The 24,509-nt window shown below is 45.3% G+C and carries 26 protein-coding genes; 16 read left to right on the forward strand and 10 right to left on the reverse strand.

Going from position 1 to position 24,509, the window contains the following annotated elements:
- Positions 1 to 3: 3 nt before the first annotated feature.
- The 6 genes from BMY62_RS01275 to flgA form a co-directional block, all read right to left on the reverse strand.
- On the reverse strand, positions 4 to 249 hold the full coding sequence (locus BMY62_RS01275; protein ID WP_090655440.1) for an acyl carrier protein: 246 nt from the start codon (positions 247 to 249) through the stop codon (positions 4 to 6).
- A 27-nt stretch (positions 250 to 276) separates the two neighbouring features.
- Positions 277 to 1,164, reverse strand: a complete 888-nt coding sequence (locus tag BMY62_RS01280; RefSeq protein ID WP_090655443.1) for a hypothetical protein — start codon at positions 1,162 to 1,164, stop codon at positions 277 to 279.
- A 3-nt stretch (positions 1,165 to 1,167) separates the two neighbouring features.
- Positions 1,168 to 2,625 (reverse strand): SDR family NAD(P)-dependent oxidoreductase, encoded by a 1,458-nt coding sequence (locus BMY62_RS01285; RefSeq protein WP_090655444.1) that lies wholly within the window; start codon positions 2,623 to 2,625, stop codon positions 1,168 to 1,170.
- Between the two features lie 17 nt (positions 2,626 to 2,642).
- Positions 2,643 to 4,538, reverse strand: a complete 1,896-nt coding sequence (locus BMY62_RS01290) for an HAD-IIIC family phosphatase (protein WP_090655447.1) — start codon at positions 4,536 to 4,538, stop codon at positions 2,643 to 2,645.
- 20 nt (positions 4,539 to 4,558) lie between these two features.
- A complete protein-coding gene (locus tag BMY62_RS01295) occupies positions 4,559 to 4,807 on the reverse strand; it encodes an acyl carrier protein (protein ID WP_090655451.1) in 249 nt (82 codons plus the stop codon).
- A gap of 146 nt (positions 4,808 to 4,953) precedes the next feature.
- The gene (gene flgA, locus BMY62_RS01300) at positions 4,954 to 5,562 is read right to left on the reverse strand and encodes a flagellar basal body P-ring formation chaperone FlgA (protein WP_256207379.1); all 609 of its coding nucleotides are present in this window, start codon (positions 5,560 to 5,562) and stop codon (positions 4,954 to 4,956) included.
- Between the two features lie 330 nt (positions 5,563 to 5,892).
- Here flgA and flgB point away from each other — a divergent pair, with 330 nt between their 5' ends.
- The 11 genes from flgB (at position 5,893) to flgL (ending at position 16,436) form a co-directional block, all read left to right on the forward strand.
- The gene (flgB, locus tag BMY62_RS01305) at positions 5,893 to 6,297 is read left to right on the forward strand and encodes a flagellar basal body rod protein FlgB (RefSeq protein WP_090655786.1); all 405 of its coding nucleotides are present in this window, start codon (positions 5,893 to 5,895) and stop codon (positions 6,295 to 6,297) included.
- A 2-nt stretch (positions 6,298 to 6,299) separates the two neighbouring features.
- Entirely contained in the window at positions 6,300 to 6,704 is a 405-nt protein-coding gene (gene flgC, locus BMY62_RS01310) for a flagellar basal body rod protein FlgC (protein ID WP_090655456.1), read from the forward strand.
- 14 nt (positions 6,705 to 6,718) lie between these two features.
- Entirely contained in the window at positions 6,719 to 7,390 is a 672-nt protein-coding gene (locus tag BMY62_RS01315; RefSeq protein ID WP_090655459.1) for a flagellar hook assembly protein FlgD, read from the forward strand.
- A gap of 13 nt (positions 7,391 to 7,403) precedes the next feature.
- Positions 7,404 to 8,666 (forward strand): flagellar hook protein FlgE, encoded by a 1,263-nt coding sequence (gene flgE, locus BMY62_RS01320; RefSeq protein ID WP_090655461.1) that lies wholly within the window; start codon positions 7,404 to 7,406, stop codon positions 8,664 to 8,666.
- 13 nt (positions 8,667 to 8,679) lie between these two features.
- Complete coding sequence (gene flgF / locus BMY62_RS01325; RefSeq protein WP_090655463.1) at positions 8,680 to 9,423, forward strand: flagellar basal-body rod protein FlgF; 744 nt, start codon at positions 8,680 to 8,682, stop codon at positions 9,421 to 9,423.
- 42 nt (positions 9,424 to 9,465) lie between these two features.
- Positions 9,466 to 10,248: a flagellar basal-body rod protein FlgG gene (flgG, locus tag BMY62_RS01330; RefSeq protein ID WP_090655466.1), complete on the forward strand. Its 783-nt coding sequence runs from the start codon at positions 9,466 to 9,468 to the stop codon at positions 10,246 to 10,248.
- Between the two features lie 69 nt (positions 10,249 to 10,317).
- Positions 10,318 to 10,983 carry a flagellar basal body L-ring protein FlgH gene (locus tag BMY62_RS01335; RefSeq protein WP_090655469.1) on the forward strand — a complete coding sequence of 222 codons (666 nt, stop codon included), beginning with the start codon at positions 10,318 to 10,320 and terminating at the stop codon, positions 10,981 to 10,983.
- Between the two features lie 41 nt (positions 10,984 to 11,024).
- Entirely contained in the window at positions 11,025 to 12,134 is a 1,110-nt protein-coding gene (locus BMY62_RS01340; RefSeq protein WP_090655471.1) for a flagellar basal body P-ring protein FlgI, read from the forward strand.
- Between the two features lie 17 nt (positions 12,135 to 12,151).
- On the forward strand, positions 12,152 to 13,222 hold the full coding sequence (flgJ, locus tag BMY62_RS01345) for a flagellar assembly peptidoglycan hydrolase FlgJ (RefSeq protein ID WP_090655474.1): 1,071 nt from the start codon (positions 12,152 to 12,154) through the stop codon (positions 13,220 to 13,222).
- A gap of 67 nt (positions 13,223 to 13,289) precedes the next feature.
- Positions 13,290 to 15,203 carry a flagellar hook-associated protein FlgK gene (flgK, locus tag BMY62_RS01350; protein WP_090655476.1) on the forward strand — a complete coding sequence of 638 codons (1,914 nt, stop codon included), beginning with the start codon at positions 13,290 to 13,292 and terminating at the stop codon, positions 15,201 to 15,203.
- A 27-nt stretch (positions 15,204 to 15,230) separates the two neighbouring features.
- Positions 15,231 to 16,436 carry a flagellar hook-associated protein FlgL gene (flgL, locus tag BMY62_RS01355; protein ID WP_090655479.1) on the forward strand — a complete coding sequence of 402 codons (1,206 nt, stop codon included), beginning with the start codon at positions 15,231 to 15,233 and terminating at the stop codon, positions 16,434 to 16,436.
- Here flgL and BMY62_RS01360 read toward each other — a convergent pair.
- From BMY62_RS01360 to BMY62_RS01370, 3 genes are read right to left on the reverse strand one after another with little or no spacing between them, the layout of a single operon-like run.
- Positions 16,433 to 17,095 carry a hypothetical protein gene (locus BMY62_RS01360; protein WP_090655482.1) on the reverse strand — a complete coding sequence of 221 codons (663 nt, stop codon included), beginning with the start codon at positions 17,093 to 17,095 and terminating at the stop codon, positions 16,433 to 16,435. The two genes, flgL and BMY62_RS01360, sit on opposite strands and share 4 nt — an antisense overlap.
- Before the next feature lie 37 nt (positions 17,096 to 17,132).
- Positions 17,133 to 17,450, reverse strand: coding sequence for an RnfH family protein (locus BMY62_RS01365; protein ID WP_256207380.1), 318 nt, complete (start codon positions 17,448 to 17,450; stop codon positions 17,133 to 17,135).
- Positions 17,437 to 17,874, reverse strand: a complete 438-nt coding sequence (locus BMY62_RS01370) for a type II toxin-antitoxin system RatA family toxin (RefSeq protein WP_090655485.1) — start codon at positions 17,872 to 17,874, stop codon at positions 17,437 to 17,439. Before BMY62_RS01370 ends, BMY62_RS01365 begins: the two co-directional genes overlap by 14 nt.
- Before the next feature lie 101 nt (positions 17,875 to 17,975).
- Between BMY62_RS01370 and smpB the strand changes: the two genes are divergently transcribed.
- From smpB to BMY62_RS01390, 4 genes are all read left to right on the forward strand, one after another.
- The gene (smpB, locus tag BMY62_RS01375; protein WP_090632585.1) at positions 17,976 to 18,419 is read left to right on the forward strand and encodes an SsrA-binding protein SmpB; all 444 of its coding nucleotides are present in this window, start codon (positions 17,976 to 17,978) and stop codon (positions 18,417 to 18,419) included.
- A gap of 48 nt (positions 18,420 to 18,467) precedes the next feature.
- Positions 18,468 to 19,511 carry a COX15/CtaA family protein gene (locus BMY62_RS01380; RefSeq protein WP_090655488.1) on the forward strand — a complete coding sequence of 348 codons (1,044 nt, stop codon included), beginning with the start codon at positions 18,468 to 18,470 and terminating at the stop codon, positions 19,509 to 19,511.
- Positions 19,512 to 20,129: 618 nt separating this feature from the next.
- A complete protein-coding gene (locus tag BMY62_RS01385; protein WP_090655792.1) occupies positions 20,130 to 20,633 on the forward strand; it encodes an RNA polymerase sigma factor in 504 nt (167 codons plus the stop codon).
- Positions 20,634 to 20,641: 8 nt separating this feature from the next.
- A complete protein-coding gene (locus BMY62_RS01390) occupies positions 20,642 to 21,577 on the forward strand; it encodes a FecR family protein (protein WP_090655491.1) in 936 nt (311 codons plus the stop codon).
- 218 nt (positions 21,578 to 21,795) lie between these two features.
- Here the strand turns inward: BMY62_RS01390 and BMY62_RS16050 are convergent, their stop codons facing one another.
- A complete protein-coding gene (locus BMY62_RS16050) occupies positions 21,796 to 21,960 on the reverse strand; it encodes a hypothetical protein (protein WP_177170256.1) in 165 nt (54 codons plus the stop codon).
- 177 nt (positions 21,961 to 22,137) lie between these two features.
- On the opposite strand from BMY62_RS16050, the gene BMY62_RS01395 reads away from it, so the two are divergent.
- Entirely contained in the window at positions 22,138 to 24,498 is a 2,361-nt protein-coding gene (locus BMY62_RS01395) for a TonB-dependent siderophore receptor (protein WP_090655494.1), read from the forward strand.
- The last annotated feature ends 11 nt before the right edge of the window (positions 24,499 to 24,509 follow it).

Consider the following 24,509-nt stretch of genomic DNA (forward strand, 5'->3'; position numbering starts at 1 on the left):
AATTCAGAGTTTGGATTCGACCAGTTGCGTTAAACTGCCAATTGTTTTGAACACCTCCGCAGTGATTTCATCATCTTCAAAAACACAACCGTATTCATCTTCCAGTGCAGTAATAATGGCAACCACTGACATGGAGTCAAATTCAGGGATATCACCCATTAGACCAGTCGAGGCATTAAAATCATCTGCGCGATCACCAAGTACCAGTACATCACGCACAATATTGATTATTTCATTTTCCAGTTTCATTCACACATTCCAGTAAAAACGATAAATTTACAAATCCAAAGCGACCAGTTCACTATATAAATTCTGAATATTGTCAGCTGATATTTCATCACTTAAGTAAAACTTCTGAGTTCCTTGCTCCGGTTTAAACCATGATTTAATCGGTTGGTCCAGCAATCGGGCTTCTATTTTACTCGTAAACAGTCCGTGTTTAAGGAGCAGATGCGCACGTATGGCCGGCCAACACTGGCGAAATAGAGCTGCGTCGCTAATGTACATTATCCATGCGCTACCCAGCCTTTTATAAAGCCGTCGTTTGTAAATCAAAAAACCATACCTGTTTCCTTCTTTAAAAAACAAGTAATTCAGCCATGAGAAATGAGCATGATCCTGATATTGTTTAGCGACTGGCTCCGGCAAGTGCTGTAATAACTGTTGATTATCCCGAAATTCAGGGATTTGGCCGGCACCAAACGCAGACGGCCAGTTCAAAAAAATTAACACATGATTATCCAACGGTTTGAATTTCAAATACCTGAATATTTCAAGTCCATCCTTGTTGGGTGAAAACATAGTGAATATATAGGCTTTCTGTTGTATCAACGCCAGAACAAGCTCAATACTACGCTTGCGAAACTCGGCAAGTACACACCAGCTGTGCGGGTTGCAAAATCGTTTCAGCTCTCCGGCAATAGACTGTTCGGAGTAAATAGCACATAGAACACCCACAATCTGCGCATCATTTTTGAGCATAAAGCCATAATTCGGCACTTCTGGCATCCAGGATTGACTGATACCCTGCTTCCATTCAGATTGTGTAAATCGGTTATTCATATGATGATGCAGGAATAGCGCCACGTCATCCAGATCCTCTTCAAGGATTGGCGTCAAATTTGTTGCATCGACTGCAGAATGCTTTTTTGGATTGTTTGACATTTTCTACCGTGTTGATGTGTTTATCGATAAAAGTACATCCAGCATTGTCGCAGCTGTAGTCTGCGCCCACTTTACATTTAAACCGCTGGTCTGATCAGTCAGCATTCTTGGCAATCTGGGCACATGAAATATCCAGTTTGGATATTTTGCTGATAATTGTTGAACAAAAGCCTCTACAGCAGCTTTGGCTGCAATATATTCAGTGAACCCATTCTGGGGTTGTTCAAGAAATATTGTTGATGGAACAAAAACTGTTATCGGCTGCTTGCCATATGCGGCATCGCATAAAAATTTTTCAATCAGCGCTGCAAAACCCGTCAGGTAAAAATTACAGTATTTATGAAAGACTGTATTATCCCATAGCAAGCGATCTCCTTTTTCGATTAAAGGAGACGCAAAATAATAAATATGCGAAATACGCTCATTTGAAATACAGTTTGTAATATTAACTTCCTGTCCGGACAAAACGTTATATGAAAGAACATCACAGCGTCCGCCGTGCGAGCGAATATCGTCGGCTATCTTTTGCGCATCCTGCTTTCCCTGGTTGTATGTGATCACAGAATAACCGCCGCCGGCGGCTATCAATTTGGCGGTCACCTCGCCAATACCACGCGAGCCACCTATTATCAGTGCCTTCTGTTCAACAAACTGGTTTTTCGGTACAAATGTCTGTAATTCAGTGTAAGTTTCCTGCGATACCGGTTCAGGCCGAAATAGTGCGTGAATTTCTCCATTTGCAGTATTATGCGTAACTCCAATAGTCACCAGCGAAAAACGATTGTCACGATGCAGAACTGTAAACTTCAGATTCCTGTCACAGGCCGTAGCCTTCTGTTTAAAATGTACTGACAATCCGGTAAAAACTGAGTGAAGTCCGGGACAATGCATGCCAACAATCTGAGTTAAACCCAGTATTACTGCAATCTGGTTATCCGGTAAAAATTTCATAACGTAAGGGAACAATCCCTGAACAGTATCAGGTATCCAGACCAAATCCAGCATGCCTTCCAGATCTCTGGTGTTCTCAAAATGCAGGTCTACAGGCTGTGGCGTTTCTTTCGACACGGGGTGATACGTAACCATTTCCGGCTCTATACCAGATTGATCTCCAAATTTCAGATCGATATCCTGAACCCGGCGCTCTTGTACTGACAATCGCAACTTGAAATCCTGTTCTGTAATTTGCTGGCTGAACACATCGACACGGTCGCCATGCAGTACCGGGCGAACAAACTGCACCTTTAGGGTGTCGATCGACACCGTACAGCCATGCATCTTCAACATACAATCCAGCGCTTTAAGAACACCATTCACGCCATGCATCACTGTGCTTCCGAATTGATACCGTCGTGCAAGTACAGGGTCAACATGCAAGGGATTGTAATCACCCGATACTTGCGCAAACCGACAACTTGTCTCCTGATCAACCTGAAACGCGCCTATTTTATGCCAGTTCATCTTCGTATTTTTGAATGTTATTGAATCACCGATGATTTTCTGACTGTGATGGGTGGATTTTTCATTTGGTAATGCTCAACTGCCAGATCCCAGATATCTTCAGATTCATCTGAACAAATACAGTCAAATCCGAGCTGACGATAATGCTCTTTGACAAGGCCGTTTTTCTCAGTTGGACGATAAAATCCGCGCAGCTTGCTTATTCCGCTTTTTCTTGCAAGTGCAACCAGTTGGTCACAAACCGCCTCTTCAACCCTGCGCTTTATAACGCGACAGCTCATGAGCCAGGTATCGATATCCCAGCGGTCCTGGTGAACTTTACAAATAACAACACTGATCATGCCGTTATCACCGAATTTATCCTGCAATTCTATCTGAAGTGTTACATACTGCTGATCATTCTCGAACTGCAACACGTCCGTTTCGGTATAACGCCGTGTTGTCAAATTGAACTGATTGGTTTTATTGATGAGCTGTACGATGCGTTTACGACCCAGTTCGTTGAACGGTGAAAAGCTAATGTACATTTCAAGCGAAGCCAGATAGTCTTCCAGGGTTGCGGCAGTTTTTTGAATTTCCTGGCGTCGAGCGTTGCTCAAATATTGCGCGTTTCGCTGTGCATCATCTTCGGTGAAATCGATTTTCTCGAAAAAACGTCCAGCACACAATATCCGCAAGAACTGCGATGAATCTTTGGGCAGTTCAGGCACAGTTAATTCGGGCAGCATTGTACGGACAATTTCACGCTCAGCGGGATTATCGTCAACGAACACCATTGCATCCAGGCCAATATTCAATGTTTCTGCTATAAATCTGATATTCGTCGCCTTGTCTTCCCAGTTAGCCACAAAAACAGCAAAATCATTCTCTTTCAACAGCATGCCGGAATGCTTTCGAAACACTTCCAACGCAATATTTTCATCATTTTTTGAACATACCGTCAAAATGACACCCAGATCTTTTAATGTCTTCGCCCACTGTTGAATTGCAAGAAACGATTCACCAACCGGATTTCCTTGTCCTATCTGTATTCCTTCCAATCCATCATCACCGACCACGCCGCCCCACAGTGTATTATCCAGATCCAGTACCAAACATTTTTTACTTTTTCCGCGTAATGCGGCGACCAGCTTAGTTAAATACTCGGCATACAGCGGGACAAAGACATTTGCCATTGGTACCCTGGATAAATACCATTGCCGTTCATCAAACCACTGACAGGCGCCAACCATATTGACCAACGCTGCAACATCGAACAGCACATCCACACTGCTTCTGATATCGTCTACCAGCGCACGATTAAATTCAGTCAGCGATTTACGCAATAAACCATCAAGCTGAGCATCAAAATTCCCCCCAAATTCGTAAGGTGGTTCTGCTAGTGTTTGCGCTATGCAAATCATGCCGCCACTCTGTTTGAAGGAATCTCTGATTTGCTTCAGATAATCAAAAGCTTTATCACTAGGCAACACCTCCCCAGACGTGCTTAATTGATCAGCAAGAAATGGATAGGCGTGATAATCCAGTGCTATCAGTACAGCATCCAGTCTTGCCGTATTAAGTTTCGAACCTGCATCAAACGCCTCCTGTGCTACCTGACCGAAATCTGTTGAAACCACCTCAATATCTATGCCATTGCGAATTGCCGAAATTACGATAGACGGGATCATCAAATCCATGGTCGCATTACTGACTATGCCCAATCTGAAAGGCGTCAGTGAACGGCTCAGCAATGAACGGGTTTCAGCAGTTAACTTTCCAATGGCCTGATACAAGCGATTGGCCTGATTAATGGACAATGCATATTTCGCTAGTGCATGTACTTCGGCGACAGGAGTCTGGTGACGCCCCAACTGGATGCAGCGTTCATTAAAATCATCGGAAGGAGCGAGTAACCAGGGTAGATCGTGCATGAATACTTTATGAGCTGTTTTTATGCGAGCTTTGCATGTAAGAGATCGACTATGGTGGATACGTCGATCATATTACCTATTTCATCCAGGTCAAATTGAACGCCAAAATTTGCTTCAATAGCAGTCAACAATCTGATATGACTCAAACTGTCCCATTCTTCAATATCATCGCGTGTGGTATTAATTGAGAAAGAATAATTATCCTCGGTGAACGTATCTTGAAAAATAGAGTTCAACTGATCGAGTATTGCTTCCTTGTCTTGGCTCATATTGAATTTCCCAGAATTTTAACTATTCAGTCACACAACACTTTGTAACAAAATACACCTGCTCATGAAAACATTCCCTGCTTATTATTTTATCCTGATACTAAATAATTTTGTGATACTTACTTTCTACAACATCATTTTTTATGTTAAGGGTTCACTTCGACAATTGCATTTTGCCTAGCCAGACCACTGATAATACGTCCGGAGGGATTGCGTACTTGAACAACCTGACCCTCAGCCGCATCTGCCAACGCGTGTCCTTCAGAACTGACACTAAACCCACGCCCGTTAACCATTAATTTCACGTTTTGTCCCCTCAATATCACATTAGGAGCGCGCAGCATATTCTTCCGCAGGGGCTGTCCCATGGTCAGATTTGAAACCACTATTTTACCAACGGCTTGCGAATAATCTGTCAAAACACCCTCAGGCATTTGCGTCAGATTAACAGTCTGAGGCGCCACATCGCCATGGGTAATCGTGTGATCGCGTGATACCGGCTGTGTAACATGCAGCACATTTGCAAAGATCTTGACTTCAACCTGCACATAAATTGTCCAGGACACCTGATCGTCACAACGTACACCTATTGATGTTTTTCCCCACAAACGGCTGCCCGATGGCATAAACGGTATCAATTTTTCACATTTTGGCAGCGTAATTCGCTGATCAATCTGGCCGACTTCAACCTGAACATCGCCGGCAGGATTGACTGCATGATTGGAAACATAATCTTCAACTGCCTTTTGTATCAACGAAATTTCCTGATACCTCGATTGCGTGTGAGGACTTTCTGCAAACAGGCAAATTGGACTAGCCATTACTAAAAAAAAACCTAACACTGTAATTTTACGCATACACATTGCCTCAATAATATTGCCGCTTGTTCGCCATAAACCGGCAGTTTTTGCCGGCAGGACAATATATTAATGCGAATTAACAACCCAGGTGTTTAGAGTTAGCGGCTATTTTACGTTCTTTTTGAGCCATTGCTGATACATGAAATGAAATAGCATAGTCGACATGGAAAAAATGGCATGAAAAATGCATTCAATGATATCAACTCATTTTTATCAGGAAGTCATATGATCAGCAAGTTAGATAAAACAGTAAACTTTCATCAGCAAGCGCTAGGCCTCAGAGCTGCGCGGCAGGAACTGCTTGCAAGCAATATTGCAAATGCCGACACCCCAAATTTTAAGGCAAAAGATATTGATTTCTCGAACGTATTAAAGGAAAAACTTGCGACAACTGCGCCTGCGACAGCGCTTTCGACAACTTCACCTATGCATATCAGTAACAACAAAGGTAGCGGCATCAGCAACAGCGTTCTTTACCGCGTTCCATTGCAGCCCAGCGCTGACGGCAATACGGTAGATATGGATTCAGAGCGTACACGGTTTGCTGATAATTCAATCAAATATGATGCCAGTTTAACCTTTATCAGCGGGCAATTCAGAAACCTGCTGTCAGCTATCCAGGAGCGATAATCATGTCACTGTTTAAAGTATTCAACATTGCAAGTTCTGCAATGACCGCGCAGTCTCAACGCCTAAACGTAGTGGCGAGTAATCTGGCGAACGCCGATAGTGTCACAGATTCATCGGGGGAACCCTATCGTGGACGACAGGTTGTTTTTAGCACACTTTTGGCGGATGAAAGCGGTGCCAGCGGTGTTAAGGTTGCCGGTGTGGTTCATGATGCTTCACCAATGAAAAAAACCTTCGAACCGAATCACCCGCTCGCCGATGAAGACGGTTACATCATCAAACCAAATGTCAATGTTGTTGACGAAATGGTCAACATGATGTCTGCATCGCGTTCGTATCAAAACAATGTAGATATCCTGAACACGACTAAATCTTTACTGCAAAAAACGCTCACAATCGGTCAATAGGGAGTTAGATAAACATGAATACCGTCCAAGAAGTCAATAAGCAACCGTATTCGACGACAAACATCTCTACCTCTGCAGATAAAAATAAAAACAGTGTAGATAACCCGCAAGATCGCTTTTTAAAGCTGCTGGTTACTCAGATGCAGAATCAAGATCCCCTTAATCCACTTGACAACGCCGAAGTAACAAGCCAGTTGGCTCAAATCAGCACTGTAACCGGTATAGACAAACTCAATGATACGTTACAACTGCTGCTTGATGGCATTGAAGACAGCCGGACGCTGGAAGCAACCAATCTCATCGGCCACAAAGCGCTGGTACCCGGCACAACTTTGTCGCTCGACAATAATGCGGCTATTGGCGGATTCGAGTTGCCGCAATCCGTAGACAAACTCAGCGTCACTATTCTCGACAGCTCTGGTATCGCAGTACGCACACTTGAACTAGGCGCACAACCTTCTGGTGTCAATACTTTTATTTGGGATGGTATTGCTGATAGCGGTGCAAATGCAGCAAACGGCCAATACAGTTTCGCCATTAAAGCGGTACAAGGAGATCAGGAAATGACGGCCAGTCCGCTTGCTTTAGGTCAGGTCGAAAGCGTATCGGCGGGTGAACATGATGCCATACTCGACATGGGCAGGCTTGGCCTGATTAATATGGCGGACATCAAACAGATATTCTAGGAAGGAGTTAAAAATGGGATTCCAGCATGGATTAAGCGGATTAAACGTAGCATCAAAAAGCCTTGATGTTATTGGTAACAACATAGCAAATGCAAACACTATCGGATTTAAACAGGGGCAGGCCCAGTTTAGCGATGTATATGCCAACGCATTATCTGGTGCACTCAAGGATAAAACCGGTATAGGCGCTAAAGTGGCTGATATAGCCCAGGAATTTACACAAGGGAATATCACTGTAACAGACAATCCACTAGATATCGCAATTAACGGTAATGGGTTCTTTCGCATGAACGATAACGGCGCCACTACATACAGCCGAAATGGTCAGTTCCATGTTGATGCCAACGGGTATATTGTCAACAACAGTAATTTAAATCTGACTGGATACGCAACCGATGCCAACGGTCAGGTTTTGACAGCTGACCCGACAAATTTAAGAATATCGACTGCTGCTCTGACCCCCAATACAACGACAAGCTTCAATACAGAATTAAATCTTGATTCGAGAGTAGCAGTACCAGCACCGGTGCCTACTTTTGATGCAACTGATCCTTCAACATACAATGGCACCACATCGGGAACGATATATGACAGTCTGGGCAATTCGCATATTTTTTCTATGTACTTTCAGAAGAATGCCGCCAATTCCTGGGACATGTACGCAACTGTTGATGGCCAGACAACAGCTGCCGGCGTGCCGGTTGGTGTAACGCTCGGAGGCGGTGCATCTCAAGCGTTGACTTTTGATACCAACGGCAATTTAACCGCTCCAGCCGTACCAATTAACGTATCGGTTGATCTTGCAACAATTAATCCCGCATTAGGCGCAACATCTCCACTTGATTTCTCTTTGGATCTAACCGGTACTACACAGTTTGGCACTGCGTTTGGTGTCAATGCAATCAGTCAGGATGGATTTTCATCAGGTACCATTGCCGGTTTTTCCATTGATGAAGAAGGTTTTATTAACGGTAACTATACAAACGGCGAATCCCGGAAACTAGGTCAGGTTGTATTGGCCAACTTTACCAATCCGCAAGGTTTAATACCGATCGGAGACAATCAGTGGGTGGAGTCGAAAGCATCTGGCCAACCGCTTGTGGGTGCACCAGGGTCCGGCACTATGGGTGTACTGCAATCTTCAGCTATTGAAGAGTCTAATGTAGACCTTACCGCCGAGCTGGTTAATATGATAACCACACAACGCATCTACCAGGCAAACGCAAAAACCATCGAAACACAGGATGCTGTTTTACAAACACTGGTAAACCTGTAATAGGTAAACAATTATGGACCGCCTGATTTACACAGCAATGTCTGGGGCAGCACATACGCTGAACCAAAAAGCAACAGTTTCACATAACCTGGCCAACGCATCCACGACGGGTTACCGTTCAGAAAATAATGCGTTTCGTGCTGTACCAGTTTATGGTGACGGTTTGCCGACTCGCGCGTTTGTAGTCGATTCAACGACCGGGGCAGATTTCACACCCGGCCCAATTCAACAGACTGATCGTAATCTTGATGTGGCGATTCGCGGGTCAGGGTGGATCACAGTCGAATTACCGGATGGTAAAGAGGCATATACTCGCAACGGCAGCCTGCAGATCAGTCCGAACGGGATATTGCAGACTCATAATGGTTTTAATGTCAAAGGAGACACCGGGATCATTACCGTCCCTCAGGATAATCGCATCACCATTGCGAAAGATGGAACAGTATCGGCCGTACCAATCACACCACTGCCGAATACTGTCGCAATTGTAGGTCGGATCAAGCTGGTTGATCCGCCAGAAAACCAGCTGATCAAAGGTGCAGACGGGTTATTCCGCATGAAAGATGAAATAGTTCCGCAGGCTAACGCCAATGTAACACTTGTCGAAGGCGCACTGGAAGGAAGCAATGTCAATCTGGTGCACGAAATGGTCAGTATGATTGCACTGGCGCGCCAGTTTGATATGCACATCAAGATTCTTGAAAGCGCAGAGCGTAATGCACAGCAAGCCAGCGAAATTATGGTTGTTCGAACATAAACATCAATTTCACCCGTTTAATCAACTTGTATGGAGTAAATCATGATACGTTCTCTATGGATTTCAAAAACAGGACTTGATGCACAGCAAACCAAGATGGACGTCATTTCCAATAACCTTGCGAACGTCAGCACAAATGGATTTAAGCGAGCTCGAGCAGTCTTTGAAGACCTGCTTTACCAAACCGTTCGTCAGCCCGGCGCACAGTCTTCCCAACAAACGCAATTACCATCAGGATTACAACTTGGAGTTGGTGTTCGTCCTGTTGCGACCGAAAGTATTTTCACACAGGGCAACCTTCAGCAAACAGGCAATCCACGTGATATTGCGATACAAGGTGAAGGTTTCTTTCAAGTATTAATGCCAGACGGCACAACGGCCTATACCAGAGATGGAGCATTTCAATCCGACATAAACGGCCAGTTTGTTACCTCAAGCGGCTATGTTATACAACCTTCCATTACAATTCCACCCAACACATTAAGCATTACCGTTGGGCGTGATGGAACAGTTTCGGCGCTGGTTCCCGGTTCGGCAACCCCAATACAGGTTGGCAATATTCAAATTGCAAGTTTCATTAATCCGGCCGGTCTGCAAAAAATTGGCGAGAATCTGTATTTACCCACAGCATCCAGCGGCGTGGCCAATCCCAACGCACCAGGAACAAATGGGCTTGGATTATTAAACCAGGGCTTTGTCGAAACCTCAAATGTCAATGTCGTAGAAGAGCTAGTAGGCATGATTCAAACGCAGCGCGCTTATGAAATCAATTCCAAGTCCATAGAAACATCCGACCAGATGCTGCAAAGACTTGCACAATTGTGATCTGACTGACCATTGGACCGAACAGTGACACAACTCTTTTTGCAAAGCAAATCCTCGGTACTATTGCTGATGCTGATTGCCTGCGTGATGCTGGCTTCAGGATGTGCATTAACACCGTCTACAACAATTCACCAGCCGATTACATCAAGGCCACTGCAAACTGAGGTGACTACGGATATCAGTGGTGGGATTTTTCAGGGTGTCAGCCATGCAGCCGGCACGCGCTACACACCACTTTTCGAAGACCGACGTGCACGGGGAATAGGCGACACGATCATCGTCACTTTGAATGAAAAAACAAACGCTAGAAAACAATCAGGTAGCAACGTCGATCGTTCCGGCAGTTTTGATTTCTCAATTCCCACTGCTGTCCTTGGTATACCGTTAGACTTTTTAGGCGGCACTGAAGTTGAAACGGCCACCAACAACACTTTTGATGGCAAAGGTGCCAGTTCCAGCAATAATGATTTCACCGGCACGATTGCAGTTACTGTCATAGAAGTAATGCCTAACGGTAATTTACTAGTCAGTGGAGAAAAACAGATCGGCATTAATCAAGGTCACGAATTCATCCGTCTTTCCGGTATGGTAAATCCGATTAATATTATCAACAACACTGTCTCGTCGGTCCAGGTTGCTGACGCTCGCATCGAATATCGTGCTAATGGCTATATCGATGAAGCACAAACCATGGGTTGGCTGTCACGATTTTTTCTTAACGTGTCTCCGTTCTAGGGCCAGCTGACTGAACAATCAATTTAAATGATATTTGCGCCATGATGATACGCTGCACACTTATTTATCTTAGCTTATTAGCAACGCTATTTTCGCCCTTGTACAGTCAGGCCGAGCGCATCAAAGATCTGGCGAGTATACAGGGTGTTCGCAGCAACCAGTTAATTGGATACGGACTGGTCGTCGGTCTTGATGGCAGTGGTGATCAGACAACACAGACGCCATTTACCGTCCAAAGCATAATCAATATGCTTGGACAACTGGGCATCAATCTGCCACCTGGAACCAATCTTCAATTACGCAATGTCGCCGCCGTGATGGTAACAGCAACCCTGCCGGCCTTTGCCAAACCTGGCCAGGCTATCGACGTGACTGTCTCGTCAATGGGTAACGCCAAAAGCCTGCGTGGAGGAACTTTACTGATGACGCCACTGAAAGGCGTTGATAATCAAATCTACGCAATGGCGCAAGGCAACGTCTTGGTGGGCGGTGCAGGCGCTGCCGCAGCTGGCAGCAGCGTACAGGTCAATCATTTAAATGCGGGTAGAATTGCCGGCGGCGCCACAGTCGAACGGGCTGTCCCAGCCTCACTTGGGCAGACAGAACATATCAATCTGGAACTCAACTCCACCAATTTCACCACCGTCAAGCGTATCGTCGATGCAATAAACAGCTATTACCCTGGTTCAGCAAGCGCCATTGATGGCCGAATGATACAGGTCAGAGCGCCGCATGACAGTAACCAGCGCGTCATGTTTATTTCACAGATTGAGAGCCTGGAAATCACGCCAGCCAAAGATGCCGCCAGGGTCATTGTCAACTCGCGCACCGGCTCTGTTGCCATGAACCAGTCTGTCACCTTGGAATCCAGCGCCATTGCGCATGGAAATTTATCTATTATCATCAACAATGAACCAGTCATCAGCCAACCCGGCCCTTTTGCACGGCGTGGTGAGACAGTCGTCGCACAACGTGCACAGGTAGAAATCCGCAGCGATGAAGGAAATCTGATGCTACTGCCATCCGGAGCCGATCTTGGCGAAGTCGTAAATGCGCTTACCGCGATAGGTGCTACAACACAGGATTTGCTATCTATTTTACAAGCATTGAAAGCAGCGGGTTCGCTACGCGCAGAACTGGAAATAATATAAACCAGATAATATATCTTATGAATTCGTCAGACATAAGCAACAGACTTGCCATTGACAGTAAAAGTGTTGATCATCTTCACCTACTGTCAAAACAGGACTCAAAAGCAGCATTGCACGAAGCCGCAAAACAATTTGAAGCATTGTTTCTACAAATGCTGATAAAAAGCATGCGGGATGCAACGCTGAAAAGCGGCCTGACCGACAACCAGCAGACGCAGTTTTATACTGAGATGTACGACCAGCAACTGGCCCAAACCATGTCTACAAAGGGTATTGGTCTTGCCGATATCATGGTTGAGCAACTCACCAGGGCCAATAGTAACGGTCAGAACCCTCAAGTGCCTGAGAGCACTGTTTCACAAGGTGGAACGGGTTTTGTTCCAAACGACCAGTTAAATAATCCGAATGAACCTCAAAACGGCAAGGCGGTTGAACCGGCCGTTTATCAAGGGTCTGATATTAATACGGCTGCCAAAGCCGCAACTATTTCAGATATGTTCACTGAACAGTCATCACCTGCAGTTGACAAGTCTGATCTTCTCTGGCCGGCAGCGCCTGACGTAAGTATGTCAACGAGCAAAACCGCAATTCATGCAGAACCAGCAAAATCCGGATCTGATAGAACGGCTGATTTTATCAATACACTGTTGCCACATGCTAACAATGCTGCAGAAACCACAGGAATACCAGCGCATTTTATGCTGGCACAGGCAGCACTGGAAAGTGGCTGGGGTAAATATGAAATACGCCACCCGGATAACTCACCCAGTCATAATCTGTTTGGTATAAAAGCAGGAAGCAGTTGGAAAGGCGCAACGGTTGAAACCATAACAACTGAATATATCAATGGAGCACCACAAAAATCGATCGAAAAATTCCGTGCTTATAGCTCATACGAAGAAGGTTTCCGCGATTACGCAAATCTGCTGTCCAATAATCCACGGTATGAAAACGTGCTTAACTCCGAAAATGCCGCAGATTTTGCACATGGTTTACAACGCGCCGGTTATGCAACTGATCCACAGTATGCAGACAAACTGCTGCGCATTTTAAATACGTCGATTTTATACAACCAGGAGTCTATTTAATTTATTACCAGGTTTGCCGTATCAGTACATAACTCTTTTAATTTTTAGGTTCTTATAATATATAGCGATGGGAAGTATTTTAAACTCAGCCATTTCCGGTTTAAATGCGGCACAGGCCAATCTCCAGACAACGAGCCATAACATCGCCAATGCCGATACGCCCGGTTATACCCGCCAGAAAGTAATACAAAGCACCAACATTCCTCAGTCTACCGGGGCTGGTTTTATTGGGAACGGCGTAAATTCCTCAACCGTACAGCGTATTCATAATCAATTTTTGACAACACAATTATTGCAGGTACAAACGCAAAGCAGTCAACTGGAAAACCATTACAATCAAATCAAGCAGATTGACAATCTGCTGGCCGACCCAGTCTCGGGGTTATCTCCCGCTCTGCAAGATTTTTTTGGCGGCGTTAATGATGTGGCGGCAAACCCCTCATCTGTTCCTTCCCGTCAGGCTATGATCAGCAATGCCAACGCACTGGTATCACGTTTCCACAGCCTTGATCAACGACTGTCGGAAATGTACCAGGCAGCCAATACTGAAGTCAGCAGCAGTATTAAAGAAATCAATTCGTTGGCAAAACAGATTTCAGAACTTAATCAGAATATATTGTTAGCAGAAGGTTCTGCGGGTGGTCATTCTGCAAATGATCTGCTGGATCAACGAGATAATCTGATTAATCAACTCAGCAAGCTAGTCAATACAGATGTAGTCAAACAAAATGACGGATCGGCAAATGTTTTTATCGGCACAGGCCAGGCTTTGGTTGTTGGCAACCAGTCGATGTCACTTAAAACAATGATGTCACCAGAAGATCCACAAAAAATGACCATTGGTCTGGTCAGTGGTAATAAAACCGTACTCTTGCCTGAAGATCTGATTCATGGTGGCAGTCTGGGTGGCATACTGGCCTTTCGTAATGAGTCACTGAATGAAGCGCAAAACTCACTGGGACGAATTGCCATCAACCTTGCCCAAAGATTTAACGACCAACACAAGCTGGGTATGGATCTTAACGGAAATCTTGGTGCTGATTTTTTTTCGGTACCTCAACCACAGATTTTTTCCCATGCATCGAATAACCCGGCATCTAGCGTTACTGCCGACATCAGCAATGTCGGTGCATTGTCAACTAGTGATTATCAATTCTCATTCGATGGTACAAACTATACATTAACGCGTTTATCTGACAACCAGTCAATCAGTACAGTCGCTCCACCATCGGTCGGCTCGCCCCTGATTATGGATGGTCTGAGAATCAGCGGCGCCACGATTAATGCAAATGAACAGTTTCTAATTCAACCGACGATCAATGGTGCAAAAAATATTGCGGTCAGTATTTCCGATACCGCAAAAATTGCAGCTGCAACACCTGTACGTACCGAATCGGCGCTGGCAAATTCTAGCAATGCCACTATCAGCCAGGGCAGCATCAATCCATTGCCACTGGATTCAAATCTGCAGCAACCCGTCACCATAACTTTTCATTCGCCCTATGATGGTCAATTTGACGTTACCGGCACTGGTTCCGGATTACCCGCAGCCAATCAGGTCTTTACAGAAGGGGCGGATATCAGTTTTAACGGCTGGACTGTACAGATTAACGGTCAACCTGCTGCGGGCGACGTGTTTACAATCAAGCCCAATCTTAATGGCAGCGCAGACAATCGAAATGCATTGCAGCTTGCCGGTTTGCAGACACAAAATACCATGGCTGGGGGTACAGCATCTTTTCAGGAAGCCTATGGTCAGATGGTCAGTATGGTAGGCAACAAAACACGGGAGTTTGAAGTCACCAGCAAGGCACAAAATAACCTGGTAACACAAACCGAACGATCTATTCAGGCAATATCAGGCGTAAACCTGGATGAAGAAGCAGCGAACTTATTGCGCTATCAACATGCATTTCAGGCTTCAAGTAAAGTAATCGAAATCAGCGGCACGCTTTTTGATTCAATTTTAAGAATTGGTTAAAAAGCTTTTGTAAAAGAGGATAAGAAAATGCGTGTCAGTACAAATGGAATTTATGAAGCAGGAACATCAGCTATCTTGCAACAGCAAGAAGCGTTGATTAAAACACAACAACAAATTTCCACCGGCAGACGCATCCTGACGCCAGCAGATGATCCGATTGCAGCAGCCCAGGCACTGAATCTCTCCCAGTCCGCATCACTTAATTCACAGTATTCTGTCAATCGAGGCCATGCACTGGCATCACTAGGGCTCACTGAAACGACATTAAAAAATATCACATCAAATCTTCAGGATATCCGTCAAATTGCTGTTAATGCGGGCAATCCTTCGCTTACCGATACTGACAGAAAAAGTCTGGCCACAGAGTTACGGGGTCGTTTTGAAGCCCTTCTCGGGCAGGCAAATATTACAGACGGTTCAGGTAATTACCTGTTTTCAGGTTTTCAGGAAAGCACCAGGCCATTTTCACATCAGGGATTAAACGTACAATACAACGGCGATCAGGGACAACGACTCAGCCAGGTGGGATCGACTCGTCAAATTGCCGTCAGCGATTCCGGGACAGATATTTTTGAACGAGTGAAAAATGGCAACGGCATTTTTACAACCGCTGCTAATGCCGCCAATACCGGCAGCGGGGTTATCAATGCAGGTTCTGTTACTTCACCGGCCAGTCTGACCGGACATCAATATGATATTTCGTTTTCTGTTACCGCAGGGGTAACTACCTATGACGTAGTAGACACCACGACCGGCGCAACACTCTCGGCAGGCAACCCTTTTTCAAATACCAACACAATCAGCTTTGATGGTCTCGAACTCAGCATCACCGGTGATCCGGCAAACGGAGATATTTTTACAGTATCACCCAGTTCGAATCAGAGTATCTTTAAAACGGTTGAGAACCTGATTACGGCACTGGAGACACCTGCAAGCGGACAGTCCGGCTCCAGATTAACCAATGATCTGAATTCTGCGTTGCAGAACCTCGACAACGGCCTGGAAAAAATTCTGACCACACGCGCATCGGTTGGTGCACGGCTGCAGGAACTGGAAGCACTTGAATCACTCGGTGGTGATCTTGAAATTCAATACGAACAACGGCTCTCGGAATTACGGGATGTTGATTACGCCAAGGCAATCTCGGACTTCAATAGACAGCAGGTATACCTGCAAGCCGCACAAAAGACTTTTTCAACCGTCTCCGGTTTATCCTTATTCGATTTTATTTAATTATCCAACCGATACAGTATTTCAGATGGTGGCGTTAAAATACGCGGAACCTCCTCGGATTCCGTTTCCTGAAAAATCGGCACAATCGTCTCAATAAATGGAAACATTGCGGTTGATCCGGTGGTTTGAACAAAACCTCTATTGTGAATTGTTTTTTTCAGGATAAAAGACATTCTCTGAGCATCATACTCCAGAAACAGCGTGTTTGAGACCGGCTGGACCCGGCTTGTACTGAATGAAGAAAATGCCCCCCGAGACGCACTTAAATCCGTATAAATCGAATTCACAACAATAACAAGGCTTTTTCCACTAATGTGCGCTGTAGCATCGATACGATCAAGTTTTACGGGTAATCCCAATTCACCTGCCGCATCTGGCGTACCGATAAAGCCAATGGCAGTATCACTGTCTATGCAAATATCCTGAACGCCCTCAATGAACCTCGGCAAACCACCTGTGAGGTTGAGGCGCAGCATGCCATCATCGAGTATCTCAATAACATCAAAACGGCTTTCGACACGTGCAACGGTCGATGTTGGATCGTTTGCGTTAACAGCATTCAAACATTCAAAACCCGAATAGGAAATGGATTGCGCTAAACTATTCGCTGAAAACAAAGCTGTAATACAAATCAACGCAGTAATCCGCAATACTCTCATATCCAACCCTCATTCAAAATGTCATAGACGGTATGAACTATCGATGTTTTCGCTTTATGCGCTGTCTTCTTGCTTCTTTCGGATCAATCCGCAGAGAACGATAAATTTCGATACGGTCAAACGGTCGCAAAACAGTGTCAAGGTCAACAAACTTACTGTAGATACCTAACCGGTTTTTATTTAAATCAATATCAGGAAACTGATCCGTAATTCCGGACAGCCGAATCACTTGCTCAACGGTTGCACCCACGGGCACCTGTAACGTTCTAAGATATTGGCTTTCCGGCAAAGCATACACAATTTCGACTTCAATGCTTTCTGCCATCTTCCCGATGATCTGATCATCGACTGCCATAAATCGCTTGAGCGCGCTCAATAAAGGATTCAACAAAACTGTTGGCTATCATATGAAACACCGGGCCAACCAGTTTCTCCAGAATTCTATGGGAAAAAGTATAGTGCAAGCGAAATTCTATTTTACAAGCCTCATCGGATAACGGTATAAAACGCCAATGCCCGTCAAGATGCTCAAACGGTCCGTCCAACAAGGTCATTTCGATAAGCTCCGGTGGCTTTCGTTTATTCTCAGTAGTAAAGCTGTGTTTAACGTGATGATAATTGATTTTAACGGTCGCATGGGTCGTCGTATCATCCTGCGGATCAACCAAAGTACCGCCGCACCACGGAAGAAATTCCGGATACTGTTCAACTCTGTCCACCAGATTAAACATCTGCTCTGCCGAGTACTCCACTAAAACGGTTTTCTCTATCTCTGCCATAAAAGTAAATCACCTCTCCTTCTTCATATATGAGGTCTATTACTGAAAAACTGATAAAATACACAAAATTTAAAGAACAATCACCTTTTTTAATTAACTGCATGAGTATTATTCACAATAAAAAAGCCTTTCACGATTATTTTATTGAGGAAAAGTATGAAGCAGGCATCGTGCTGGAAGGCTGGGAGGTCAAAGCGATTCGAGCCGGACGCGTTCAATTAAAAGAAGCCTATATTATCATTCGTAACGGTGAATTATACCTGATCGGCTGCCATATCAGTCCACTGAAAACGGCATCAACGCATATTCTGCCCGACCCAGTCCGCACGCGGAAATTACTACTGCATTTGGAAGAAATCAAGCGACTTATCGGCAAGATCGAACGGGCCGGCTACACGCTGATTCCATTGGACATGCACTATAAAACCGGTCGTATCAAGCTTGAAATCGGTCTTGCCAAAGGAAAAAAACAGCACGACAAGCGGGAAACAGAAAAGCAGAAAGAATGGGAACGGGAACGCCAGCGACTCATTCGTGCCAAATAAGAAACAAAAAACTTCGATTTATATTTAATTTTCATAACTGTACTATCCATGAACTCAGATAAAAAACCCATCGCAGCCTGGCTGTTGATCTGCTGCGCACTTGTTTTCGCCATGGTTGTAGTCGGCGGCGTCACACGATTGACCGACTCGGGCCTCTCTATTGTTGAATGGCAGCCACTGATAGGCACCATACCACCGATTACTCAGGAAGACTGGGACGAACTGCTTGAAAAATACCGTTCATCGCCACAATACCAGCAGATCAACAAAGGCATGAGTGTTGATGAATTCAAAACCATTTTCTGGTGGGAATACTTTCACCGCCTGCTCGGCCGGCTCATCGGCCTTGTGTTTTTCATACCATTCATTTATTTTCTGGTGACGAAAAAAATAGACAAACCACTTGGCTATAAACTCGCCGGCATTTTCGTTCTGGGTGGACTCCAGGGTTTTATGGGCTGGTACATGGTCATGAGCGGTCTGGTCGATAATCCGCGTGTCAGCCAGTACCGCCTTACCGCGCATTTGGGTCTGGCATTTATCATCTTTGCAGCTTTGTTCTGGGTGGCACTGGGAATATTGTCGCCAAACGCGAACACAGCTGCTGCCAATCAGAATACCGACACATTAAAAGGACTTCGTCGCTTTGCATATGGATTATCATGGCTCATTTTTATCATGGTGTTATCAGGCGGTTTTGTTGCGGGGATTCGTGCGGGTCTGGCTTACAATACTTTTCCACTGATGAATGGTCATCTTGTTCCACCGGATCTTTTCGTGCTCGAACCCTGGTACCGTAATTTTTTTGAAAACATGACGACAGTGCAATTCAATCACCGTATGATTGCCTGGGTGCTAATCTTTTCGGTACCCCTACTCTGGTTCAAAGCCATTTTCAAATCCAGCCTGCCCGGAACCACACGCCTGGCGTGTCATGCCTTTTTGCTGATGCTCGCTGTCCAGGTCAGCCTTGGTATTACCACCCTACTGCATGCAGTGCCGATTAATCTGGGAGCCACGCACCAGGGCGGGGCAGTTTTATTATTCGCAGCTTCGCTCTGGGTAAGTCACCAGTTTCGCAAACCGGGTTAAAGGCAACACGGATACTGCCAGCCGTTAATGAATCAATATACCATGCCGAATCAGCACGAAAACAAATAAAAAGATCTATCTGAAAGATTGGCATCAGAAGCCCGGTGGTGTGTTCATGCAGGTAAACCATGAATCTGGTCGACCCCGCAGGGAATGACTCGTTATCTGGCGCGACAATTTGTCACATTCCCAAATAACTGTTTCGCTGTGATAATGCAGTTATCGTTTATTCAATACAAATAAATACAAACGCAATCACTCACTCTTAACACTTGTTTTCTCATGCTCTGTTTTACTAAATTTATTGTTATAAACCCTCATCATACTCAACACCAGTAGTACATCCGTTCAGATTACTTAACCTCCTGCTGCACACGCCCGTTTTACATATACTTCTGTAAAGCGGGCGTTTTTTATGAATAAATGCCCTGGCACCAGGCCAATTGAAACAGTTTGTGCAACAAAAGCATGATTCCCAAAACAGCAATCTATTCACTGGTAAAGCAAGATTGGATTTCCGCTGATGCGACAATATGCCGCATTCCCATTTGTCGGCTGCTCAAGCATAATGCTGCGCACATCATCAACAGCACACCTCAAAGTTTTTCAACCCGTTGTATGAGTTCCAGCGTTTTTCTCACCCAGGTATACTTAAAACATATTTTTGAGTTGCGCGCCTTTCTGTTAAGGCGCGTGGGATGCCGTGAAATTGCTGCAGAACTGGCACAGGAAACTTTTCTCCGGATGATGAATTATCAACACACTGAAGCCTTACACAATATTCGTGCATTACTTTACCAGATTGCCGGCAATCTGGCGGTGGATTATCACCGTATGCAAGTCAGACAGCCTGTCCATACGACCATCCACGAACTGTCCCCACACGATATCCCTGTCAGCGACGCCTCCGACCCCGCCCGAATTGTATTCGCACGTCAGATCCTTGAACAATTGTGCCATGTTATCGAGGAGTTACCACCACAATGCCATCGCGCGTTTGTGTTGCACAAATTTGATGGCTTGTCCCATGCAGACATAGCGAGTCAATTGGGCATCACCCGTAATGCCGTCGAAAAACTGCTGATTCGTGCGCTTGTCCGGCTACGAAGAGTATTGGCATAATTGCAGTAATGCCCAAGCCAAAATTTATCGACCATACACGACATACGCAGAAAGATAATTCACTGACCGAAGAAGCGGCAGCCTGGTTTCTGCGTATGCAGCAAAGTAACCGCAGTGACAGCGAACAGCAAGCCCTTGAGGCATGGCTGTCACAAAGCGAGGCGCATCGTGCTGAATATCAGCAGTACGTCCGGCTTTGGCACAATCTTGACCATCTGGAACCGAAACCCCGAAAAAAACTCCGTGCCACAGTTGCAGGAATACTGGTTCTGTTATTGATATTCGGCACTTTCCAGTGGATCTTCCATATAGAAGAAGTAATCGTTACCGCTGTTGGGGAACACGAACGTATTGTTCTGGCTGATGGTACAACCATCGACATCAATACGAATACAAAGCTGCGACTGGCATTATTCGGGTTCACGCGCACAGTTACCATTGAACACGGCGAAGTATTGTTCAAAACAGGGAGCGAACGCCTTCGCGCTTTTACGGTAAACGCAGGAAGCGGTGTAATACGGCATATCGGAACAGAATTTAATGTTTTCACGGAGGATGGCGAAACTACCGTTGCCGTGCTGGAAGGCGCTGTTGAGATTTCTTTGGAGGATCAGGACAATGCCAAAGCGATCGTTAATAGCGGACAGCAGCTGTCTTACTCTGGGCAAGGTCTATCGGATATCTCGCGCGCGGACTCAGAAACCGCAACTGCCTGGCGCAAAAACAGGCTGATATTTCGGGACACGCCACTGAACGAAGTTGTACGCCAGATTAACCGCTATCATACCCGTCCCGTCAAACTCGGTGAACCGCAGCTACATGGCCATAAGGTCAGCGGCGAGTTCAATACAACAGATCGCGACGGGCTGATCATCGCTTTAAAAACATTGTATGGATTGAATTCCAGCGAACTGGATGACATGACAGTACTTTACGCTAAATAACAGCTTAAAACCCGAATGCCATACCGCATTACGTGTTGCGAAGGCAAGCACCGTTACCGGGCAAACAAAGGTACTGTATCAACGCATCGATTCGCGTTCATGTGCCGAACAATCACTGTCGTGCGTAAATACCGATTAGCTCGCCGAATCGATGCCAAATTCACTCCCCGCCATCTGGCTCTTGGTCTCCTTGTCAATTGTCCTGACACGACGCCAATTCAGACATATTCGCCGCAAATCCAGGCCAGCATGTTACGTTCCTTGAAACGCTTCAATATGAGCGCAGCCCATTCCGGCTCCTGCAGCAACAATGATTCCGTATCAGCGACCGGGACACCTGGCAAATACCGATAAGCAGGTAGCTGGATATCAGTCACAATCATGGGCGATATTCCAATTCGATCAAATCGCTATCCAGTTTCATTTGTGCTGCAGATACACCCCTTGCCTGTCGTTTAAATTTTTCAACATTTGAATGTCAGGTGATTGATCCGTTTTTCGTTTTACTCAATATACCGGTCTGACCGGTTTTACTATAAATAGAATAACGGAGAAAAAGAATGAACAATGTATCAAGGGCGCTCGTGTTTTATTTTCTGCTAGCCGGGCCAGCACTTGCACAAAGTACAGCATTAAATATCCCGGCGCAGAACCTGCCGGATGCCTTGTACAGCCTGTCCAGTCAGACAGGGGTACAGTTGCTGTTTGATGCCGAGGATATGAAAAACCTGCAAAGCCGATCCGTAAAAGGTTCTATGAATTCCGAAATGGCGCTGGATCGCCTGCTTGCAGATACGCCCTATACGTATGAGGCAAGCAGCACAAACACATATGTTATCAAAACAGCTCCGGCAGAAAAGCCACATCTGATGCCGGAAGTCAAAGTGACGGGAGTGATTGACCCGGACTCGCCTTACAGTACACGATATAACGTGCCCAGTACGACGACCGCAACCAAAACAAATACACCGATCATGGAAACCCCGATGGGCATTCAAGTGGTGCCCAAATCGGTACTCAACGACCAACAGGCCATTACGTTAGAGCAATCGTTGAACAATATCAGCGGTGTTTTCCCTGGTCTCGGGTTTAACGGCGTCGAAACGTTCAATATCCGGGGGTTTGATACCTTTGATTACTATCGAAACGGTGTGCGGTTTCAATCAGCGCTGACACAAACCGGCAATAGAGAAATCGCCAACTTGGAAAGGATTGAAGTACTGAAAGGCCCCGCGTCCATTTTATTCGGCAGGATTGAACCAGGCGGCATGATCAATCTGGTGCCGAAAGCACCGCAAGCCAAGTCATATTATTCGCTGCAACAACAATTCGGTTCATACAACCTGTACCGTACAACCCTGGATGCCACCGGTGGTTTGAATCAGGATGATTCGCTCTTGTATCGCCTGAATTTTGCTTACGAAGACAAAGGCTCATTCCGTCAGTTTGTCGACAATCATCATTTTTTTGTCGCGCCGGTGATTCAATGGCAGATATCAAACCGTACGCAGATCACCGCTGAAATGGAATATAAAACAGGAAAATTCACGCCGGATTACGGTTTCCCTGCAATCGGCAACCGGCCGGCCAATTTACCAATCAACCGGAACCTGGGGGAATCCTTTAGCAAAGGTAATTATGATGAAATTACAGCGGGTTTCCATTGGTCGCATGCATTGAATGACAACTGGGAAATTAAACACCGCTTTTATTTGCAACGCACTGACGAAGAGGACAATGCTGTCATACCGTCAGGATTACGTGTTGACAATCGAACACTGGACCGGTTTTTTGCCGGATTCAGAAATAATGATGTCGAAACTTATACAACCAATGTAGACATTACCGGGAATTTTGAAACATTTGGCATCCAGCATACGGTATTGATGGGAGGTGATTATTATAATTTTAAAAACAGCGGTCTCTTGATCGATAATTTTAATTTCCCATCCATTGATATTTTTAATCCAATACATGGAGGAACAGCAGTTCGCGATCCACTCGATGATTTTCTTTTTCAGACACGTGAAGACTGGTTTGGTCTGTATTTTCAAGACCAGATTAAATTACCCTATAACGTTCATATACTGGCAGGTTTTCGCTACGATAATGCACGGATCGAGGCCGACAACACGTTTGGTGGTGTAACGACTTTTCTAGACAGCAAGCAAGACAGGATATCACCGCGTGTCGGTGTACTATGGCAGCCGATACGGTTTGTCTCTTTTTACGGCAATTATGTTGAAAATTTTGGTGCTCCCAATTTATTTGCCACTGGAATAAATGGTCAATCACTCAGAGCAGAAACTGCGCAACAGTGGGAAGCCGGGATTAAAACAGAATTTTTTGATGGACGCTTGAGTACGACTGCAGCCTGGTTTCAGTTGACCAAGCAAAATATGGCTGTTGGCCACCCGGATCCGCAACTGGCCGCACAAGGTTTCTCTGTATTGACCGGTGAAGCGCGAAATGAAGGCGTTGAACTGGACATTAACGGCGAATTGCTGCCGGGTTGGAATGTCATAGCCAACTATGCCTATATTGATTCGGACATCACTCGAGCTAATGACGCAACACTGGGTAATCGCTTCCCCAATGTTCCCAAACACGCCGGAAATATCTGGTCGACCTACGCTTTTCAGAATGAATCCCTGCGCGGCCTGAAAATCGGTGGTGGAGTCACGTTGAGAGGCAAGCGCGAAGGTAATCTGGATAATGATTTTCAGATGCCCGGTTATGCAGTATTTAACCTGATGACCAGTTATGCGATAAAACTGGGAAAAGCGCGGGTAACGGCGCAATTCAATGTCAATAATCTGTTTGATAAAGAATATTTCCCAAGCAGCGGTGGCTTTAACCGCATGCGTATTACAGTAGGCACGCCGCGCGTTTTCCTTGGATCAATTCGGATAGAATATTAACTGAGTAAATT

This window comes from Nitrosomonas marina, assembly GCF_900111605.1.
Taxonomy (GTDB): Bacteria; Pseudomonadota; Gammaproteobacteria; order Burkholderiales; family Nitrosomonadaceae; genus Nitrosomonas; species Nitrosomonas marina_A.

Coding starts and splice junctions, on each gene's coding strand:
- BMY62_RS01280 (WP_090655443.1), bottom strand. CDS start 1,164: ATGTCAAACAATCCAAAAAAGCATTCTGCAGTCGATGCAACAAATTTG.
- BMY62_RS16050 (WP_177170256.1), bottom strand. CDS start 21,960: ATGATTGTGACTGATATCCAGCTACCTGCTTATCGGTATTTGCCAGGT.
- BMY62_RS01395 (WP_090655494.1), top strand. CDS start 22,138: ATGAACAATGTATCAAGGGCGCTCGTGTTTTATTTTCTGCTAGCCGGG.
- BMY62_RS01340 (WP_090655471.1), top strand. CDS start 11,025: ATGATGATACGCTGCACACTTATTTATCTTAGCTTATTAGCAACGCTA.
- flgC (WP_090655456.1), top strand. CDS start 6,300: ATGTCACTGTTTAAAGTATTCAACATTGCAAGTTCTGCAATGACCGCG.
- BMY62_RS01315 (WP_090655459.1), top strand. CDS start 6,719: ATGAATACCGTCCAAGAAGTCAATAAGCAACCGTATTCGACGACAAAC.
- BMY62_RS01360 (WP_090655482.1), bottom strand. CDS start 17,095: ATGAGAGTATTGCGGATTACTGCGTTGATTTGTATTACAGCTTTGTTT.
- BMY62_RS01335 (WP_090655469.1), top strand. CDS start 10,318: ATGCTGATTGCCTGCGTGATGCTGGCTTCAGGATGTGCATTAACACCG.
- BMY62_RS01370 (WP_090655485.1), bottom strand. CDS start 17,874: ATGGCAGAGATAGAGAAAACCGTTTTAGTGGAGTACTCGGCAGAGCAG.
- BMY62_RS01285 (WP_090655444.1), bottom strand. CDS start 2,625: ATGAACTGGCATAAAATAGGCGCGTTTCAGGTTGATCAGGAGACAAGT.
- BMY62_RS01295 (WP_090655451.1), bottom strand. CDS start 4,807: ATGAGCCAAGACAAGGAAGCAATACTCGATCAGTTGAACTCTATTTTT.
- flgE (WP_090655461.1), top strand. CDS start 7,404: ATGGGATTCCAGCATGGATTAAGCGGATTAAACGTAGCATCAAAAAGC.
- BMY62_RS01290 (WP_090655447.1), bottom strand. CDS start 4,538: ATGCACGATCTACCCTGGTTACTCGCTCCTTCCGATGATTTTAATGAA.
- flgF (WP_090655463.1), top strand. CDS start 8,680: ATGGACCGCCTGATTTACACAGCAATGTCTGGGGCAGCACATACGCTG.
- flgB (WP_090655786.1), top strand. CDS start 5,893: ATGATCAGCAAGTTAGATAAAACAGTAAACTTTCATCAGCAAGCGCTA.
- flgL (WP_090655479.1), top strand. CDS start 15,231: ATGCGTGTCAGTACAAATGGAATTTATGAAGCAGGAACATCAGCTATC.
- BMY62_RS01385 (WP_090655792.1), top strand. CDS start 20,130: ATGAGTTCCAGCGTTTTTCTCACCCAGGTATACTTAAAACATATTTTT.
- BMY62_RS01365 (WP_256207380.1), bottom strand. CDS start 17,450: ATGGCAGTCGATGATCAGATCATCGGGAAGATGGCAGAAAGCATTGAA.
- flgG (WP_090655466.1), top strand. CDS start 9,466: ATGATACGTTCTCTATGGATTTCAAAAACAGGACTTGATGCACAGCAA.
- smpB (WP_090632585.1), top strand. CDS start 17,976: ATGAGTATTATTCACAATAAAAAAGCCTTTCACGATTATTTTATTGAG.
- BMY62_RS01390 (WP_090655491.1), top strand. CDS start 20,642: ATGCCCAAGCCAAAATTTATCGACCATACACGACATACGCAGAAAGAT.
- flgK (WP_090655476.1), top strand. CDS start 13,290: ATGGGAAGTATTTTAAACTCAGCCATTTCCGGTTTAAATGCGGCACAG.
- flgJ (WP_090655474.1), top strand. CDS start 12,152: ATGAATTCGTCAGACATAAGCAACAGACTTGCCATTGACAGTAAAAGT.
- BMY62_RS01380 (WP_090655488.1), top strand. CDS start 18,468: ATGAACTCAGATAAAAAACCCATCGCAGCCTGGCTGTTGATCTGCTGC.
- BMY62_RS01275 (WP_090655440.1), bottom strand. CDS start 249: ATGAAACTGGAAAATGAAATAATCAATATTGTGCGTGATGTACTGGTA.